General features: G+C 66.7%; 15 protein-coding genes. 10 read left to right on the forward strand and 5 right to left on the reverse strand.

Translation table 11 applies throughout. From position 1 onward, the window contains the following. The first annotated feature begins 143 nt into the window (after positions 1-143). The gene (locus H0193_RS01230) at positions 144-2,225 is read left to right on the forward strand and encodes a DEAD/DEAH box helicase (protein WP_181888204.1); all 2,082 of its coding nucleotides are present in this window, start codon (positions 144-146) and stop codon (positions 2,223-2,225) included. 109 nt (positions 2,226-2,334) lie between these two features. Beyond that, positions 2,335-3,111: a chymotrypsin family serine protease gene (locus tag H0193_RS01235; RefSeq protein ID WP_181888205.1), complete on the forward strand. Its 777-nt coding sequence runs from the start codon at positions 2,335-2,337 to the stop codon at positions 3,109-3,111. 224 nt (positions 3,112-3,335) lie between these two features. Here H0193_RS01235 and H0193_RS01240 read toward each other — a convergent pair whose 3' ends face one another. The 3 genes from H0193_RS01240 to putP are packed head-to-tail and all read right to left on the reverse strand — an operon-like array spanning position 3,336 to position 6,026. Further along, positions 3,336-3,818 carry a DUF2269 domain-containing protein gene (locus H0193_RS01240; RefSeq protein ID WP_181888206.1) on the reverse strand — a complete coding sequence of 161 codons (483 nt, stop codon included), beginning with the start codon at positions 3,816-3,818 and terminating at the stop codon, positions 3,336-3,338. 33 nt (positions 3,819-3,851) lie between these two features. Next, positions 3,852-4,451, reverse strand: coding sequence for an HNH endonuclease family protein (locus tag H0193_RS01245; protein ID WP_181888207.1), 600 nt, complete (start codon positions 4,449-4,451; stop codon positions 3,852-3,854). Between the two features lie 6 nt (positions 4,452-4,457). Then, positions 4,458-6,026 carry a sodium/proline symporter PutP gene (gene putP / locus H0193_RS01250; protein WP_181888208.1) on the reverse strand — a complete coding sequence of 523 codons (1,569 nt, stop codon included), beginning with the start codon at positions 6,024-6,026 and terminating at the stop codon, positions 4,458-4,460. A 161-nt stretch (positions 6,027-6,187) separates the two neighbouring features. On the opposite strand from putP, the gene H0193_RS01255 reads away from it, so the two are divergent. The 6 genes from H0193_RS01255 to H0193_RS01280 all read left to right on the forward strand — a co-directional run bounded on the left by H0193_RS01255 (position 6,188) and on the right by H0193_RS01280 (position 14,772). Next, on the forward strand, positions 6,188-9,292 hold the full coding sequence (locus H0193_RS01255; protein ID WP_181888209.1) for a DEAD/DEAH box helicase: 3,105 nt from the start codon (positions 6,188-6,190) through the stop codon (positions 9,290-9,292). After that, entirely contained in the window at positions 9,285-10,106 is an 822-nt protein-coding gene (locus H0193_RS01260; RefSeq protein WP_181888210.1) for an SWIM zinc finger family protein, read from the forward strand. Before H0193_RS01255 ends, H0193_RS01260 begins: the two co-directional genes overlap by 8 nt. 57 nt (positions 10,107-10,163) lie before the next feature. Then, entirely contained in the window at positions 10,164-11,315 is a 1,152-nt protein-coding gene (locus H0193_RS01265) for a metallophosphoesterase family protein (RefSeq protein ID WP_181888211.1), read from the forward strand. 3 nt (positions 11,316-11,318) lie between these two features. Further along, positions 11,319-13,967 carry an AAA family ATPase gene (locus H0193_RS01270; protein WP_181888212.1) on the forward strand — a complete coding sequence of 883 codons (2,649 nt, stop codon included), beginning with the start codon at positions 11,319-11,321 and terminating at the stop codon, positions 13,965-13,967. An 11-nt stretch (positions 13,968-13,978) separates the two neighbouring features. Further along, positions 13,979-14,452, forward strand: a complete 474-nt coding sequence (locus H0193_RS01275; protein WP_181888213.1) for a MarR family winged helix-turn-helix transcriptional regulator — start codon at positions 13,979-13,981, stop codon at positions 14,450-14,452. A gap of 89 nt (positions 14,453-14,541) precedes the next feature. Next, positions 14,542-14,772, forward strand: a complete 231-nt coding sequence (locus tag H0193_RS01280; protein ID WP_181888214.1) for a PspC domain-containing protein — start codon at positions 14,542-14,544, stop codon at positions 14,770-14,772. Here H0193_RS01280 and H0193_RS01285 read toward each other — a convergent pair. Next, complete coding sequence (locus H0193_RS01285; RefSeq protein WP_181888215.1) at positions 14,769-15,587, reverse strand: polysaccharide deacetylase family protein; 819 nt, start codon at positions 15,585-15,587, stop codon at positions 14,769-14,771. The genes H0193_RS01280 and H0193_RS01285 overlap by 4 nt on opposite strands. Positions 15,588-15,654: 67 nt before the next feature. After that, positions 15,655-16,182, reverse strand: a complete 528-nt coding sequence (locus H0193_RS01290) for a YceI family protein (RefSeq protein WP_181888216.1) — start codon at positions 16,180-16,182, stop codon at positions 15,655-15,657. Between the two features lie 190 nt (positions 16,183-16,372). Between H0193_RS01290 and H0193_RS01295 the strand changes: the two genes are divergently transcribed. Beyond that, the gene (locus tag H0193_RS01295; RefSeq protein WP_181888217.1) at positions 16,373-17,059 is read left to right on the forward strand and encodes a hypothetical protein; all 687 of its coding nucleotides are present in this window, start codon (positions 16,373-16,375) and stop codon (positions 17,057-17,059) included. Further along, entirely contained in the window at positions 17,049-17,504 is a 456-nt protein-coding gene (locus H0193_RS01300; protein WP_181888218.1) for a hypothetical protein, read from the forward strand. Before H0193_RS01295 ends, H0193_RS01300 begins: the two co-directional genes overlap by 11 nt. Positions 17,505-17,512: the final 8 nt, after the last annotated feature.

The raw sequence follows: 17,512 nt of genomic DNA on the forward strand, positions 1-17,512 counted from the left end.
CTCCTTCGAGGTGTGGGGCAGGGGTGGCGTCGATAGGCAATGTGACCTGCACCACGAACTCTAGTGGGAGGTGTGTGACTTCGCCCGCCGAGAAAATCCAGGAATAGTTACCGGGGCGCACAATGGCGTACGCTGGGCCAGCGATGAGCATTTCCGAAAACGCCACCGGCGGCGAGAACGAGCCGGATATGAATGTGTCGGAAAACCAGAAAGACCCGCAGGATGTCGCGGCCGAAATCGTTGAGGCCGTAGTAGAGGACGCCAGGGATGCGGGGGTTTCTGAGGAGACCGGCGCCACGGACACCGTGGCCATTGAAAACGACAATGATGTGCTGAAGCTTAACGACGAGCCTTCGGCCGAACCCGCCGCCGAGCCCGAGAAGCCCGAAAACGGCTTTGAGAAGCTCGGCCTGCCCGACGAGGTCATCGAGGCGGTCAAGCGCGTCGGCTTCGAGCAGCCCTCGCCGATTCAGGCGCAGACCATTCCGCTGCTCATGGACGGCCGCGACGTGGTCGGCCTCGCACAGACCGGCACCGGCAAGACCGCGGCGTTCGCGCTGCCGGTGCTGTCCCAGATCGACCCGGAGAAGCGCTACCCGCAGGCCCTCGTGCTCGCGCCGACGCGTGAGCTGGCGCTGCAGGTGTCCGACTCCTTCCAGAGCTTCGCCGACCACATCGACGGCGTGAGCATCCTGCCGATCTACGGCGGCCAGGCCTACGGCATCCAGCTGTCCGGGCTGCGCCGCGGCGCCCAGGTCATCGTGGGCACCCCGGGCCGTGTGATCGACCACCTGGAGAAGGGCTCGCTGGACATCTCCAACCTGAGCTTCCTGGTGCTGGACGAGGCCGACGAGATGCTCAACATGGGCTTCCAGGAAGACGTCGAGCGCATCCTGGAGGACACCCCGGATTCCAAGCAGGTGGCGCTGTTCTCGGCGACGATGCCGAACGCGATCCGCCGCATCTCCCGCGACTACCTCAACGACCCGGAAGAGGTCACCGTCAAGTCGGAGACGCGCACCAACACCAACATCACCCAGCGCTACCTGTTCACCGCGCACCGCAACAAGCTCGACGCGATCACCCGCATCCTCGAGGTGACCGAGTTCGAGGCAATGATCGTGTTCGTGCGCACCAAGAACGAGACCGAGGAGTTGGCCGAGAAGCTGCGCGCCCGCGGGTTCTCCGCCGCCGCCATCAACGGCGACATCGCCCAGCAGCAGCGCGAGCGCACCGTGGACCAGCTCCGCGACGGCCGCCTGGACATCCTAGTGGCCACCGACGTCGCCGCTCGCGGCCTGGACGTCGAGCGCATCTCGCACGTGCTCAACTACGACATCCCGAACGACACAGAGTCCTACGTCCACCGCATCGGCCGCACCGGCCGCGCAGGCCGCTCCGGCGAGGCGATCCTGTTTGTCACCCCGCGCGAGCGCCGCATGCTGCGCTCCATCGAGCGCGTGACCAACGCGACCATCGAAGAGATGGACCTGCCCACCGTGGACGAGGTCAACGAATCGCGCAAGGCCAAGTTCATGGACTCCATCACCGAGTCGCTTGAGGCCACCGACCTGCAGATCTTCAAGACCATGGTGCGCGAGTACTCCGCGGCGAACAATGTGCCTATGGACGACATCGCCGCCGCCCTGGCCACCCAGGCCCTGGCTGGCGACGAGTTCCTGATGAAGGAGCCGCCGCGCGACAAGCGCGACCGCCGCGACCGTGACCGCTTCGACCGCGACGATCGCCGCGGGCGCGGACGCGACCGCTTCGACCGCGACGACCGTGGCGACAGGGGTCGCGGCCGCCGCTTCGACGACAGCGGCAACTTCGACACCTACCGCCTGGACGTGGGCAAGCGCCAGCACGTCCGCCCGGGTGCCATCGTCGGCGCCCTGGCCAACGAGGGCGGGCTGAGCTCTAAGGACTTCGGCCGCATCACCATCGGCGGCGACTTCACCCTGGTGGAGCTGCCGAAGAACCTGGACCAAGCTGTGCTGGACCGCCTGGAGGACACCCGCATCTCCGGCCAGCTGATCAACATCCAGCGCGACCACGGCGCACCCCCGCGCGATCGCGGCGGCCGAGGCCGCGGCGGACGCGGGGGCTACCGCGGCGGACGCGGCCGCGACGACCGTGGCGACAGGGGCGATCGCGGTGGACGCGGAGGCTACCGCGGAGGCCGTGGCCGCGGCCGCGACGACAGGCGCGACCGCTGGGATTAAGCCCCAATATTGAAGCAGCCGGCACAGCTCAAAAGCAGCGTGCCGGCTGCTTTGGGTTTGGGTGGGGGACTGGAGGGCGTCGATAGGCAAGGGTGCTAGGTTAATGCGCATGTCTTCCCAGCGCACGCACCGAATTTCCCGAGCTCTTCTCGCAGCGGCCGTCGCGCTGGGGATGCAGGCCGCGCCCGCCGAGGCCCAGGTGCGTATGGAGCAGGGCGCGCCCGTGCGCATCGACGGCACTGGCACCTGCACCATCGGCTTCAACGACCCCGCGCGCCACCGCAGCCTCGTCGCCGCGCACTGCGGAGCCGAAGGCGCGCGAGTCAACGCCGGCGGCGCCACCGGGACGCTGTACCGCTCCAAGGCCTACGACGGCCACCTGAGCAACGACTGGGCTGCCATCCAATGGGACGCAGGCGTGGCAGTCGGCGGCAACCGGTTCTCCGGCGACGCGTGGGTCCACCCAAATGACGTGCGCCTCGGCGAGACCATCTGCTACTTCTCCCGCACCCGCGGCGCGCAAACTTGCGGGCGCTTCTCCGGCTCCGCCGACGGCACCTTCTTCGTCGCCGCGCCGCTGAGCCACCCCGGCGACTCCGGCGGGCCCATGTGGGTGCCTGGCCGCGGTTTCGTCGGCGTGGTCTCCAGCATGTGGACCTCCAACCCACTGCCGTTTTTGCGCGGTGGCGACTACGTCATCGGCATCGTGCCCCACGACGGCCCCGCCGTCCCCGAAGCCCGCCTCGTCGGCGTGTGGGGGCAAAACGCGCTGTTCCCCGGGCTGACCGGGCCGGTAGCAGAGGTGCTGCGGAAGGCCGTCGACGGGATCCTCCGCGTCTTCGCCGGCCTGGGCCTCGGCGGCGCCTCCGCGCTGCGGTACTCGTAGGGGGCCGGGCAGAACGACTCATGCGCATAGACCCTGGGATCCAAAGCCTGGGATCGCGCCGATTTTGGCCATTGCCAGGGTTTGCCTCCCAGGGTCTGTGCGCGGGGGAGGCGTCTCGAGCTCCGGCAACCGGGGCGAAACTGGCCCTACCAACAAGGCCCAGCCATTCGCCGAAGAATCGGGAATAGCTGGGCCTGTCTCAAGCGGAAACGCCCGCGCGTTCCTTACGCCGGGGTCGGCAGGAACATCAGGATCAGGGTGAGCATCCACAGCAGGTTGAAGATGCCGGCGCCGGCGGTTGCTTTTGCCTTGGACTTTTCAAAGTTGGTGGTCTGGTCGGCCGGGTCTGCGTCAGCGGCCGGCAGCGCGCCGAGGGTGCCCATCATCTTGCGCTGCTGCGGGATGACCATGCCCAGCAGGATCGCCCAGGCGATCACGGAGAGCACGATGGCGGTGTGGAACCAGTAGTTGGCCTTGTAGGTCTCCCAGTCGGAGGCGAGCACGGCGCCGCCGAGCAGCGGCACGAGCAGGGAGAGCATGCCGTAGGTTTTGGTGATGCGGTAGAGCACCGACGCACGGCCGGTGGCCTCCTCGCCGCCGGCGCGGGATTCTGCGACCTGGCGCGGGAACATCGAGGTAGACACGACAACGGGGCCGAGCAGCAGGATGGCCGCGACCACGTGCAGGAAGATGAGGAATGTAGTCATGTGCCCACACCTTACGGCATGGTGGGAAAATCCTCACAGCTCGCCGCGCGCCAGCAGCCCGGCGACCCCGGAGCACGCGCGCCGCACCGCCCGCAGGTCTGCCCGGGGCAAAGGAAGGGCATAGTGCTTTGCGACGTCCACGAGCCGGCGCCCATACGCACACCGCGCGCGCCTATCCGTGGGCATCCATTCGGACGGGAGTTTGTCGCCTTTGGCCTGGTTGGCGGCGGAGGACACGGCGACCAAATTGCGCGGGTCGTTGTAGAAGCGCTCGCGGGTGGCGGCGTCCCACCGGTGGGCGCCTAAGTCCCAGGCGGCGGAGACGGGCAGGACGTGGTCGATCTCCACGTCGTGGGGCAGAAGAAAATCCCCGGTGTAGGGGTCTACAACTCGGGGATTGCCCCACTGCGGCCAGGGCTGGGCGCAGTCCGCGTCAAAGGCGGCGGCCATCACCGCGGCGCGGGTGTCGCACCCGCCGGTGCCGGCGGCCCAGCCGGGGCCGAACTCGGCTCTGTCGTAGCCGAGGATGGTGGTGCGGTGGGGCACCGTTGGGACGTCGATAGGCAATCGCCCCGTGGGGAACGGCACCACCAGCACAGTGAGGGCGGAGAGAATACGAAGGTATAGGCGCATACCTTCTTAGACTGCGGTGGAGCCTCCGCGGTTCCGCAGCGCTGCGGCGAAGTCCTCGTCGGGGTGGGCGAGCGCATAGTCGGTGGCGGCCGCGGCGGTGTCGAACTCCTCTTCCACACCCTCCTTCGGGCGGGTGGCCAGGGAGACGACGACCATGGCCAGAGTAGCCAGGATGACGCCCGGGACGATCTCGTAGATCATGCCGGACAGCGCGTCCACGGAACCCCAGACAAACGAGGTGACGGCGCCGACGATCATGCCGGCGATCGCGCCCTGGGAGGTGAGGCGCTTCCAGTACAGCGACGCCACAACCACCGGCCCGAACGCGGCGCCGAAGCCGGCCCACGCGAAGCCGACCAGGCCGAGGATGGTGTCGGACGGGTTCAGAGCCAGCAGCATGCCAATCAGGGCAATGCCGATGACCATGGCGCGGGAGAGCACGAGCAGGGTGGTGTTGTTCGGGTTCTTCTTGAAGATGCGGTAGATGTCCTCGATGAGCGCGGACGAGGTGACCAGCAGCTGAGAAGACATGGTGGACATGATAGCGGCGAGTACGGCGGTGAGCACGATGCCGGCGATCAGCGGGTGGAACATGATGCGGGCCAGGTCCAAAAAGACGGTCTCGTAGCCGGACTGGTCGGTCACGGACGCGGACTTCTGGCCGAAGTAGACGGTTGCCACCAGGGCGGTGAAGATGCCGCCGAGGTAGCAGATGGCCACCCAGATGGTGCCGGTGCGGCGCGCCGCCTTCGCCTCAGACGGGGAGCGCAGCGCCATGAAGCGGGTGATGATGTGCGGCTGGCCGAAGTAGCCCAGGCCCCATGCGATGTTGCCGATGATGGTGGCGGCGGACACGCCGGCGACCATGTTGAAGTAGTCCGGGTTGCCGTGCTCCCAGGGGCCGTACGGGTTTGAGGTGGCCCAGCTGAAGATGTCGGAGGGATTGTCCAGGGACATCAGCGCCATGATCGGCACGGTGATCAGGGCGAGGAACATCAGGCCGCCCTGTACGACGTCGGTGTAGCTCACGGCGAGGAATCCGCCGATGAAGGTGTAGAGCACCGTGATGGAGCCGACGATGAGCACGCCGTGGATGTATTCGCCGCCGAAGGTGGATTCGTAGTAGCGGCCGCCGGAGACCATGCCGGAGGAGACGTAGAACGTGAAGAAGAAGATGATGATCACGGCGGAGGTGAAGCGCAGGACGCGCGAGGTGTCGTGCGTGCGGTTTTCAAAGAAGCTGGGCAGCGTGATCGAGTTCTTGGCCACCTCGGTGTAGGCGCGCAGCCTTGGTGCGATCCACTTCCAGTTGGCCCAGGTGCCGATGAACAGGCCGATGACGATCCACAGCTCACTCATGCCCGCGACGAATAGGGCGCCGGGCAGGCCCATGAGCAGCCAGCCCGACATGTCCGATGCGCCCGCGGAGATGCCGGCGACCAGTGGGCCGAGGCCGCGGTCGCCGAGGACGTAGTCGTCGTACTTCTCCGTTTTGCGCCAGGAATAGAACCCGATGGCGACCATCAGCCCGAAATACAGGACGATGGCCAGCACGAGCCAGAAACTGTCAGACATGTGCACTCCCTTACGTCGGTGGTCGGTGTAAGTTTCGCCACACTGTAACGCATCCTTCCGTCGCGCTGTATTGATTTGCAGAATCGGCTGAGTGTGGGCTGAAAGATTTTGTTCGAACGCTCGGCGGGGGCGATGTCGGTGTCGGTGGTATAAGGGTGGGTATGCCTGAATACCTTCTCCATGGCCTGTGGCTCCCCGAGTCCGGGCTTTCGGTGTGGGTTGAGCGCGTACAGGGACACCGCATTGTGACCATGGATGACGTGCCGCCCGGCACGTTTCCGCCGATCGTGCATTCGCTTTTGGACGACCAAAGGTTCCGCCACTTCCATACCCTGATCCTGCAAACCCCGAAGGGCCGGCACGTCAGCTTGCGGGCGCCGTTGGCGCAGTTCGCGCCCGAGGATGCGGTGCGCTTTTTGGACAACCTGGCGCACCTGGACGGGGATTCGCCGGCGGCAACGCCCGCGCAGCGCGAGGCGGTCGCGCCGGACATGTACTGGATCCTGCGCATGTATCGGGGTCTGACCCAGTTCGTGCGCGCGGGGCGCGTGAGCATCAACGTGCCGTACCACGACGGGCTGTGGTACGCGCAGTGGCAGTTGGGCACCGGACTGGAGGAGCGCAGCTGGCTGGCGGAGATGATCGCCGCCTCGCCGGGTGTGCTCACAGTGAACAACGCGAACCTGAGCGAGGACTGCGCGCAGATGTTCACGCACTGGATCGCCACGGAACGCCTGCAGGGCGCGGTGGAGAAGGCGGCGACGAGGCCGTACCCATGGCACGATTTTGTGAAGTCGCTGCTCTACAGCATCCCGCTGCGCCGCGGCGGGGCGGTGCTGGCCCGCCAGATGGGGGATTGGAACGGCACGATCACGGCGGTGAACATGCAGCTGGTGTTCATTGTGGAGTCGCCAGACGGGGCCGAGGAGTCGGGCCCGGACACGCTGTGGCCGGTGCGGGTGCAGGTACGTTCCAGCGCGGATTCGCCGCGGCCGGTGCGGCTGGGGGATTACGACTCGAAGACGGCCGACGTCCTGCGCGGCCAGCTCGACCGGGCAATCGCGGTGACCTCGCTGGCGGATCCGGCACAGCACGGCCGGTTCCGCTCCACCGTGGACCAGGGCTTCGACCCCAACGCGGGCGACTGGGACCTGTACTTGAACGGCGACGAAATTGTGAAGTTCGTCCGCGAAAGCGCCGCGACCCTGCGGGCCCACGGCTTTGTGGTGCTGCTGCCGCGTGCGTGGGCGACGGCGGAGACGGCGTCGAAGCTCAAGGTCAGCGAGCACCAGGACCCGCACGATTCCTCCACCGTGACCATGATGGGCTTTGACGCCCTGGTCAAGTACGACTGGCGGCTGTCCGTCGGCGGCGTGGAGCTTTCGGACGAAGAGATGGCGGAGCTGGTCAAGTCCAAGTCCGGCCTGATCAAGCTGCGCGGCGAGTGGGTGCTGGCGGATAGCCGCGAGGTGGCCAAGACGGCGAAGTACCTGGAGAAGCTGCGTGACACGTCGCTGAAAAACGCGATGCTGGAGGCGGAGAGCGCCATCAAGCGCGCCCGCATCGCGCAGGCCGCCGGCTCAGAGGACGCCGAGGAGCTGCAGCGCCTCGCCGAGGAGGCGCAGGCGGAGTACGAGCGTCTGAAGGCCGCCGAGGGCGAGGGCGTGGTGTCTGCCGCGGAGCTGCGCCAGCTCGCACTGGAGGCGGGTGCGGACAGCCCGATCGAGTTCACCGGCTCGCCCTGGTTCACCTCCCTGGTCGGCGGCACGGACCGCCCGGCGCCGGAGCGGGTGGACGTCCCAGACACCGTCACCGCCGAGCTGCGCGAGTACCAGCGCCGCGGCGTGGATTGGCTGTACTTCATGTCCCGCAACAACTTGGGCGCGGTGCTTGCGGACGACATGGGGCTGGGCAAGACCCTGCAGCTGCTCACCCTGCTCGCGGTGGAGCAGGCGCAGGGCACGCGGCGCGGCCCGTCGCTGATCGTGGCGCCGACGTCTGTGGTGAACAACTGGGCGCGCGAGGCCGCCCGCTTCGTGCCGGAGATGCGCGTGCGCGTGCACCACGGCGCGGGCAGGCTCAAAGGCGACGACCTGTTTGCGGCCGCCGAGGAGTCCGACATCGTCATCACCTCCTACGGCACCGCCGCGCGCGACGCCAAGGATTTGGCGTCCGTGCAGTGGGATCACGTGGTGTTGGATGAGGCGCAGGCGATCAAGAACGCGGGCACGCAGTCGTCGAAAAGCGTTCGCGCAATTCCCGCACGACACCGCATCGCGCTGACCGGCACGCCGATTGAAAATAAGCTTTCTGAGCTGCGCAGCATCCTGGATTTTGTGAATCCGGGCATGCTGGGCTCGCAGAGTTTCTTCCGCAACCACTTCGCCAAAGCCATCGAGTCGCGCAGGGACCCGGAGCTTGCGGACGAGATGGGCGAGCGGCTGCAGCGCCTCACCGCGCCGTTTATCCTGCGCCGCCTGAAAACGGACACGGCGATCATCTCGGACCTGCCGGACAAGGCCGAGCACGTCATCGCCGTGGACATGACCCCGGAGCAGGCCGCGCTGTACAAGGCGCTGGTGGACAGCACGCAGGCGGAACTGGACGAGCGCAAGGGGATTGCGCGAAAGGGGCTCGTGCTGGCCACGATTACCCGCATCAAGCAGGTGTGCAACCACCCGGCGCACTTTCTTGGCGATGGCTCCGCGGTCACCGACAAAGGCCGCCACCGCTCCGGCAAGGTGGAAAAACTCATGGAGCTTCTGGAAGAAGCCGCCGCGTCCGACCAGCGTGTGCTGATTTTCACCCAGTACAAGGCGTTCGGAGACATTTTGAAGCCCTACCTGTCCGAGCGCCTCGGCGAGGACGTGCCGTTCCTCCACGGCGGCGTGGGCAAGTCCGCGCGCGATGCGATGGTGGAGCGCTTCCAGCAGCCGGACGGGCCCCGCGCGATGATCCTCAGCCTGAAAGCCGGCGGCACCGGCTTGAACCTGACGGCGGCGTCCATGGTCATCCACTTGGACCGCTGGTGGAACCCGGCGGTGGAGAATCAGGCCACGGACCGCGCGTTCCGCATCGGGCAGGAGAAGAACGTCACGGTGTACAAGATCATCACCCGCGGCACGATGGAGGAGTCCATCCAGGACATCCTGGACGGCAAGACCCAGCTCGCCGGCGCCGTGGTGGGCCAGGGCGAGGGCTGGATCACCGAGCTGGGAACCGAGGAGCTCGCCCAATTGATCAGTTACAGGGGGCAAAATGACTGAGAAGAAGAAGCGCCCGCAGGATAACAACGTCATCTACGCCAACTTCGGCGCGCGCAAACGTGTGTCCAGCGCGGCGGAAACTGGCGGCACGGACGTCGGCACGTTCCGTCCGCGGTCGCTGTCGCCTGCGGCGATGACCATTTACAACGCCGCGGTGCGCCAGACCGACGTGGGCCGGGCGAAACGTGGTGCGGAGTACGCCGCCCGCGGGCATGTGGTGGAGCTGCAGGCGGTGTCCCACGGTGTGCGCGCGGCGGTGGTGGGCAGCCAGAATGACCCGTTCCGGGTGGCTATGTACTTGCCGCGGCGCCACGCCGAGGAGATCCGCGAGGCCACCAGCGCGATCGTGCGGGCGCCAGGGTCCATCGCCGCGGCGAAGGCTGGCACGCTCGCCGAGGATGTCTTGGAGATTCTGCTGTGCAGAACTCCGCAGGAGGTCACCTTCCACTGCGACTGCCCGGACGGCGCGGCCGTGTGCAAGCACGCCGTCGCCGTGGCGCAGCGCACCGCGGAGCTCATAGATAAGGACCCGAGCGTCATCTTCACCATGCGCGGACTGCGCCTGGAGGAGCTGGAGAACCGGAAGCGCAACCAGGCGGATGACCTGGCCAGGGAAAACGCCGAGCCCGGCTCGGAGTACTTCTGGTCCGGCCGGGAGCTTCCAGAGCTGCCGCGTCCGAAGGTGGCGCCGATGATCGAGGATTCGGACATCGACCTGCTCCACCGCGCGATGCAGACCGTGTCGTTCACCAACATTGACCAGTTGCGGGCCGTGGCGGACATCGAAGATCTCTACGACGAACTCACCCGTTAGCTCATGTGTTCGAATGTTCGTGCTGGCGTGTCGGGCGCGGTGGTAGGTGTATAAGACATGACGCACACCACCTTCATCCACACCTCCGACCTGCAGTTAGGCATGCGCCGAAAATTCTTGTCGCTCGAAGCGCAGTCGCGTTTCGACGACGCACGCCTCCGCGCCGTCACCCGCTTGGGGGAGATCGCCCAGGACCGCGGCGCCGAGTTCATCGTCGTGGCCGGCGACGTGTTTGAGCACAACTCGCTCGAGCCGACCACACTCGGCCGCGCGCTCGAGGCGCTGCGCAAGCTCCCCGTGCCGGTCTATCTGTTGCCCGGCAACCACGACCCGCTGGTGGCGGACAGCATCTTCCAGCGCACCGAGGGGATCGAAGGCGTCACGGTGCTCGCAGATTCGGAGCCGGTGGTCGTGCGCGAGGGTGTCGAGGTGGTGGGCGCCCCGCTGCTAACCAAGCACGCCTCGGAGGACCTGTGCGCCAAGGCGATCCGCGACCTAGAGCCGACGGAGGCGGTCCGCATCCTCGTCGGCCACGGCGCCGTGGAGGGCTTCGGGGAAGAGGAGGCACATTCGCTTATCGACGTTGCTTCGCTCGACACCGCCATCGACCAGGGCACGATCGACTACGTCGCGCTGGGCGACACCCACTCCACCGCGGCACTTACCGCCTCGGAGCGGATCTGGTACTCCGGTGCGCCGGAGACCACGGACTACTTCGACCGCACCCCTGGTGTTGCCGGCGGCGAGGTGGATTCCGGCAACGCGCTGGTGGTCACCGTGGACAAAAGCGGCGGGCGCGCCGACGTCTCGGTGGAGAAAGTCTCGGTCGGCGCTTGGACGTTCGAAGCCCGCTTCTGGGAGGTCGCCGGTGCCGAGGACGTGGCCGGGGTGATCGAGGACCTCAAGGCGTACCCGGAAAAAGACCGCACCGTGATTAAGTACGCGCTTTCTGGCACGCTAGGCCTAGAGGACACGCGCACCCTCGAGCGCGAACTCGCCGAGCTCGAGCCGGTCTTCGCCGCGCTTTACCCGCGCGAGCGGCTGATGAGCCTGCACCTCGAGCCCGACGAGGAAGAGATGGAAAACCTGCCCTTAACCGGCTTCGCCCAAGACGCGATGCGGGAGCTGATCGGCCAGGCGGCCGAGGACAACGCCACCGCCCGCGACGCCGTGAACCTGCTGTTCCGCCTGTCCAAGGAGGTGGGCTAGACCATGCGCATCCACGACCTTGTCATCGACAACTTCCGCGCCATCGAGCACCTGGAGCTGCGCGACCTGCCGGATACCGGCGTGATTGTCATCCACGGCCAGAACGAGGCCGGCAAGTCCACCATCCTGGACGCCATCGGCACCGTGCTGCAGGAGCGCCACTCTGCCGGCGGCAAAAAGATCAAGATCTTCGCCCCGGTCGGCCGCGACGCGTCCCCCGAGGTCACCATGACCGCGACGGTGGGGGAGACCACCTTCACAATCCACAAGCGCTGGCTGAAGGGCAAGCTCTCGGAGCTGGAGATCCTCTCGCCGGTGCACAAGAACTTCACCGGCCGTCAGGCGGACGATGAGCTCGCCCGCATCATCGCCGAACAGATGGACACCAGCCTGGCCAAGACGCTGTTCCTGCGCCAGGGCGAGCTGGACCCGGGCATCGCCGCCGCCGGCATCCCGTCCATCTCCCAGGCGCTCGACGCGGAGAACGGCACCGAGCGCTCCGGCGAGGAGGACACCGAGCTCATGGCCGCCATCGAGGCGGAGTACGCCCGCTACTGGACGGCCGCGACCCCGCCCAAGCCCAAAGCCTCCTTCACCGCCAAGTCCGACGCCGTGGACACCGCTCGCGAGACCCTGCGCGCCGCGGAAAATGAGGTGCAGCAGCTGGCCACCTTTGTGGACGAGGTGGCCCGCCGCGAAGACGAAATCCGCGCGGTGGACACGGAGCTGCCGCAGGCCCACGAAGAGCTCGCCGAGCGCGAGGCCGAGTTCGCCCAGGCCAGCCAACTCGCCGAGAAAGCCAAAACTGCGGCTGAGCAGCTCGAGCGCGCCACCGTCGCCAGGAAGCGCGCCGAGCAGGACCTCGCCGAGCGCACCGCCCTCTCCGAGCGCGTGGCCAAGCTGCGCGAGGAGGAAAAGAACCTGCAGGCCGCCCTTGCGCCGGCGCAGGAGGCGCGCGATGCCGAACGCGAGAAGATTACCGAGCTGACGGCGCAGGTCGAGGAGGCGAAAACCCGCCTCGCCACCGCTCGCACCACCCTGCGCGGCGCCGAAAACGTCCGCGACCACGTGCGTGCCTCTCGGCGCCTCACGGTCGTCACCGACCAACTCACCCTCATCGGCAAAGCAGAGGAAGCCTACGCAACCCTGCTCAAAAACGCCCCCGCCCTGCAGGTCACGGACGCGGACGTGCGCAAGCTGGAGCAGGCCGAAAGCGAGCTGACGCTGCAGCGGCGCCTGCGCGAGGCGGCCTCCGCCAAACTGGAGATCACCGCCAAAGGAAAGACCATCCAGGTCGACGGCGAAAGCGTGGGCATCGACGGCACCGAGTCCGTCGCCGTTTACGAGGGCACGCGCCTCACTCTCGACGACTTCGACGTGGTTTTCCGCGCCGCCCAGGGCGCGGAGGATCCCCGCCGTGCCGTGGAAAAGGCCGAGGACGCCCTTGCCAGCCTGCTGTCCAAGCTGGGCTGCGCGGACGTCGACGAAGCCCGCGCCGCCCGGGACGCCTGCAAGGCGCACGACGCAGAGGTGAAGTCCGCCCGCCAGCGCCGCGACGACGCGCTGGCTGGCACCGACGCCGACGAGCTCGCTGCGGAGCGTGACCGCCTGGCCACCCAGATCGAGGAGCTCGCCGAGGCGATCGACACCGTCGAGCTGCCCGACACCGAGCAGGCCGCGGAGCTGACAGTAAAAGACGCCCAAAAGGCGCTGGATAAGGCAGAAAAGGACGTCGACGCCGCCGACGCCGCGCTCAAGCCCTACGCCGACCGCACCGCCGCAAGCGAGCTGACCGTCGTGCAGACCAAGCTTGAGGCGAAGCAGGCCGAGGCCAGCCACGCCGCCGACGAGCTGGCGCAGGCGGAGACCACCACGCCGAAAACCTCACTCGAGGACAGTCTCGAATCCGCTCGCGAGCAGGAACGCGAGGCAAACGAGGCGCACACCCTGCTTTCCGCCGAGCTCGCGGCCGCCGACCCGGAGATCGCCCAGCAGATGCTCGAGGGCGCGAAGGCGCGCCTGCAGAACCTGGAGAAGCGCCAAGCCGAGGCCAAAAACCGCATCACCGAGCTGACCGGCCGCATCGAGATCGCCGCCGGCGCCGCCGAGAAAGCTGACCGCGCGGCCGCGGAGCTCGACGCCGCGGAGACCGAACTGGCCCGCACCACGCGCCGCGCCGACGCCGTGCGCCTGCTGCGCGAGACGATGCACACCCACCGCGACGCCGCCCGCGCCCGCTACACCGCGCCGTTCAACGACGCGATCCGTAACCACGCCCGCGTGCTGTTCGGCCCGACCGTGGACTTCAACTTCGGCGACGACCTCACCGTCACCGAGCGCACCGTCGACGGGGTGAGCGTGCCGCTGGACCAGCTCTCCGGCGGCACGAAGGAGCAGCTGGCTATCCTCACCCGGTTCGCCATCGCTGACCTAGTCACCGCCTCCGGCGAAACAACGCCGGTGCCCGTGGTGGTCGACGACGCCCTCGGCGCCACCGACCCGGAGCGTCTCGCCCGCATGAACTCGCTGTTTTCGCAGGTGGGGAAGACGTCGCAGGTGCTGGTGCTGACCTGCTTCCCGCAGCGCTTCGACCGCGTCGCCGCCGCGCGCACGTACTCCATGGACGAGTTGAAAACCGCGACCATGGGCTAGGATCTGCCGGTATGACTACACAACCGCGGTGGCTTGACGACGAAGAACAGCAACTGTGGCGGCTAATCCTGGCCGGATTCAACAAGATCTCCCGCACCATCGACGACCGCCTCCAAGAGGGCAGCGAGATTTCTTCGTCTGAATTCTCTGTCCTCGTCGCATTGTCGGAGGCGCAAGACCGCACCCTGCGCCTTCGCGAGCTGTGCGAGGAACTCGGCTGGGACCGCTCTCGCGCCTCCCACCAGGTCACCCGCATGAAAAAGCGGGGTCTGCTGACCAAGAGCAAGTGCCCCGGCGACGCCCGCGGCGTTCTGGTCACGCTCACGGACCAGGGCATGACGCATCTCGAGGACGCGGTTCCGGACCATGTCGAAACCGTCCGGCGCCTCATCTTCGACCACCTCAACGAGGACCGCGCCGATAAGATCCGCGAGTTCTTCGCCGACGTAGTCGGCGCCCAAGAACTACCCACTCGCCAGTGCTAACACGGTTTTGCACGACGCCCGTCCTTGCGGGCTTCCGCGAACGGGGGTTGGATAGGACGCACCAATTCCGAGCATGAAAGGACCCCGCAATGTCCAACCCCTACAACCCGCAGAACATCAACCCCGGCAACTCCCCGAAGCGCCTCGAGCGCTCCATGACCGACAAGTACATCGCCGGCGTGTGCGGCGGCATCGCCCAGTACCTCGGCGTGGACCCGACCGTCGTGCGCGTCGTTTTCGTCCTGCTCGCACTCATCGGCCTGTTCCCGGGTCTGCTGGCCTACGGCGTGGCCTGGATGATCATGCCGGCCGAGTTTTAGGGCCCGCTCCCGTCGAGGAACGTAAACCGCACCGCGTCGCCGCGCAGCTGCTCCAGCGCGCGGCGCACACCCGGCCCGGTGCCGGAGGAGGGGTGGTTCATGTGCGCCAGCACGATCGCCCCGTCGGGGGCATGCATGATTGTCGACGCCACATGGCCCGCCGCCGCAGTCGCCCCAGCGTCGCCGTTGACGGAATAGCCCGCGATTTGTACCCCGCGCTCGCGGGCGATGTGGACGGCGACGTTGTCGTAGTGGGCCGTGCCTGAGCGAAACCACGTCGAATCCACCCCGTATTCCGCCAGCAGCGCGCGGTTGCCGTCGATTTCCGCGATGGCCTCCGCAGGCGTCGCAGTGCCCGCGATGCCGTAAGCCGCCTGGCCGTTGACGCTTAGCGGCAGGTGGCGAGTGCCGTGGTTTTCCAGGCGGAACAGGGGATCCGCCGCCAAGTTCCGCGTCGCCTCCGGGTTCGCGTCGATCCAGGTGGCGCTCAAAAACAGCGTTGCGGGCACGGCATGCTCGCGCAGCGCGTCTATCAACCCCTGGTCCACGGCCGAACCACTCGGCCCGCCGCAGGCGTCGAAGGTCAGCGCAATCGTGCGCCTGCCCGGGGTCACCGGCACCGTCTCCACGATGCCGCGCAGTGAAGTCCCGAACGCTTGCGGCACCCGGCCCGCGTAGCGCTCCGGGCCGGGATACGCCGTCACCGTCTCACGGACCGTCGTGGTCGCCGTCTCCGTCACAGTTATGCCTGTGGTGCCCCGCGGGCCGGCACACCCCACCAACGCAGAAAAGCCCGCCACTGCCGTGGCGGACATGAAGGTTTTCCTGCTCAGCACAGACTGAAATTCTAGTGGGTGGGGGAGCGGAGTGCTCGTCGAGAAGCTACTGCTTGATCGCGGAGCCCTCGATCTCGATGCCCACCTTCTCGCTGACCAGCATGCCGCCGGAGTTCAGCGGCGCCTGGAAGTCGATGCCGTATTCACTGCGGTTGATGGTGGTGCGGGCCTCGAAGCCGAGGCGGGTGTTGCCGAACGGGTCCTCCTCGACGCCGAAGGTCTCGACGTCGAAGGTGACCGGCTTGGTGGTGGTCTTGATGGTCAGGTCGCCGGTGACAGTGCCGTTGCCCTGCGCGTCGACGTCGAAGCTGGTGGCGGTGAAGGTCATCTCCGGGTATTGCTCGACGGCGAAGAAGTCCTCGCCGCGCACGTGTGCGTCGCGGTCGGCGTTGCGGGTGTCCACGCTCGCGGTGCGCACGGTGCCGGAAGCGGTGCTTGCGGACGGCTCCTCCGCGATAGTCACGGTTGCGTCGAAGTCGGTGAACTCGCCGCGGACCTTGGTCACCATGGCGTGGCGCACGGTGAAGCCGATGGAGGAGTGGGCGGGGTCGAGAGTGTAGGTACCGGTCTGCATGATTGTCTCCTTCGAATTTTGTTGATGGGTCAACTATGGAACGAGAGTGATGCTACGCGCGCCATGGTGACGTGTCAACAAGTTCTCCTGCCGGCACCTACTATGTCGAACATATGTTCTTGACAATTCCCCTAGCGGGTCTTACCGTACTGATCGGTCTAGAAAAACGACGGATTCAAAGGAGAACCATTTGGGAGAAGTACTTTCTGACGCAGTGATGCAGGTGATGACCCCATCACTGGAGTACCAAGACAAAACGGCCCTCGCACATGTGAGCAAATACGCCGATGACTACACCGGCGAGATCATTGATCGCCACGGGAACTTCCGCCGCGGGTGCATCGGGATGATCCACTACATCCCGGAGGAGGCCTATGAGCGTCCCTGGTGGCGCGAACCCAACTTTCCGCTCAAAGGATGTATCGAGCGATTGGTCAATGCCGGTTGGATCACACGCGTGGACGGCGAAGAGTTCGACGGAGCGCTGATACTGAACACGTCGCGCCTGATCCGCCTGATGGACATTGCGGAGACGGAAATGGCGCAAAACCAGCACGTCATCGACTACGTGTACCTCCCGGACGGGACTGTCATCGACCCGCCGTGCGAAGACTTCGCTGACCCGCTGTTCTTACCGTTCATTCGCTGGGCTGACCAGCTGTTCGACGGCGACTTCGCCCACACCCTGGCCGACGACGTCACCGACGCGACCACCCGCCTCCTGGACGCGCACCTTTCCATCGAACGCGACCACAGCTGGAAAGAAACCGATCCGGGCCGCTGGACACGCGCAATTGCGAACTGGAAGGACCACCATCTGGGCGATGGCAATTTCCGCATCCCGCCGCAGTGGAAGGTGACCGCCGATGATCGCTAACTCGAACCCCAACATGACCGCCGGCATGCTTCGCGCCGAAGTCGACCATTGGCGCGGCAGCGACGCTCCCGCCGAGTTCCTCGTGCTCATCGACCCACGCGACAACCCTCTGCTCACCCTGCTCCAGGTAGCCAAGCTGCACGCCGCCGACGCCCTCGAGCCGGGCTGCGACTACACCTTCGGCACCGTCGAGGACGCCTCCACCCGCTACATAGCGTTCACCTACAGCGGCAGCCGCGACGACTTCTGGCGCGGCCTCACCGTCGTCACAGAGCAGGTGATTATGGAAGCGGAAGAGCTTATCGACGAGCGCAGCCCCAGCCACCGCTCCTTCGCCCGCATGCTCATGTCGTACGGCCTGCCGCCGGTGGAAGTGCTGCCGCCTGTCGCCATGGACAGCGGCGGCCACGTGCTCGTCGACACCGAATGGGACGAGCTCGCTTAGAGGTGAAT

The sequence above is a fragment of the Corynebacterium haematomassiliense genome, assembly GCF_013978595.1.
GTDB lineage: Bacteria > Actinomycetota > Actinomycetes > Mycobacteriales > Mycobacteriaceae > Corynebacterium > Corynebacterium lehmanniae.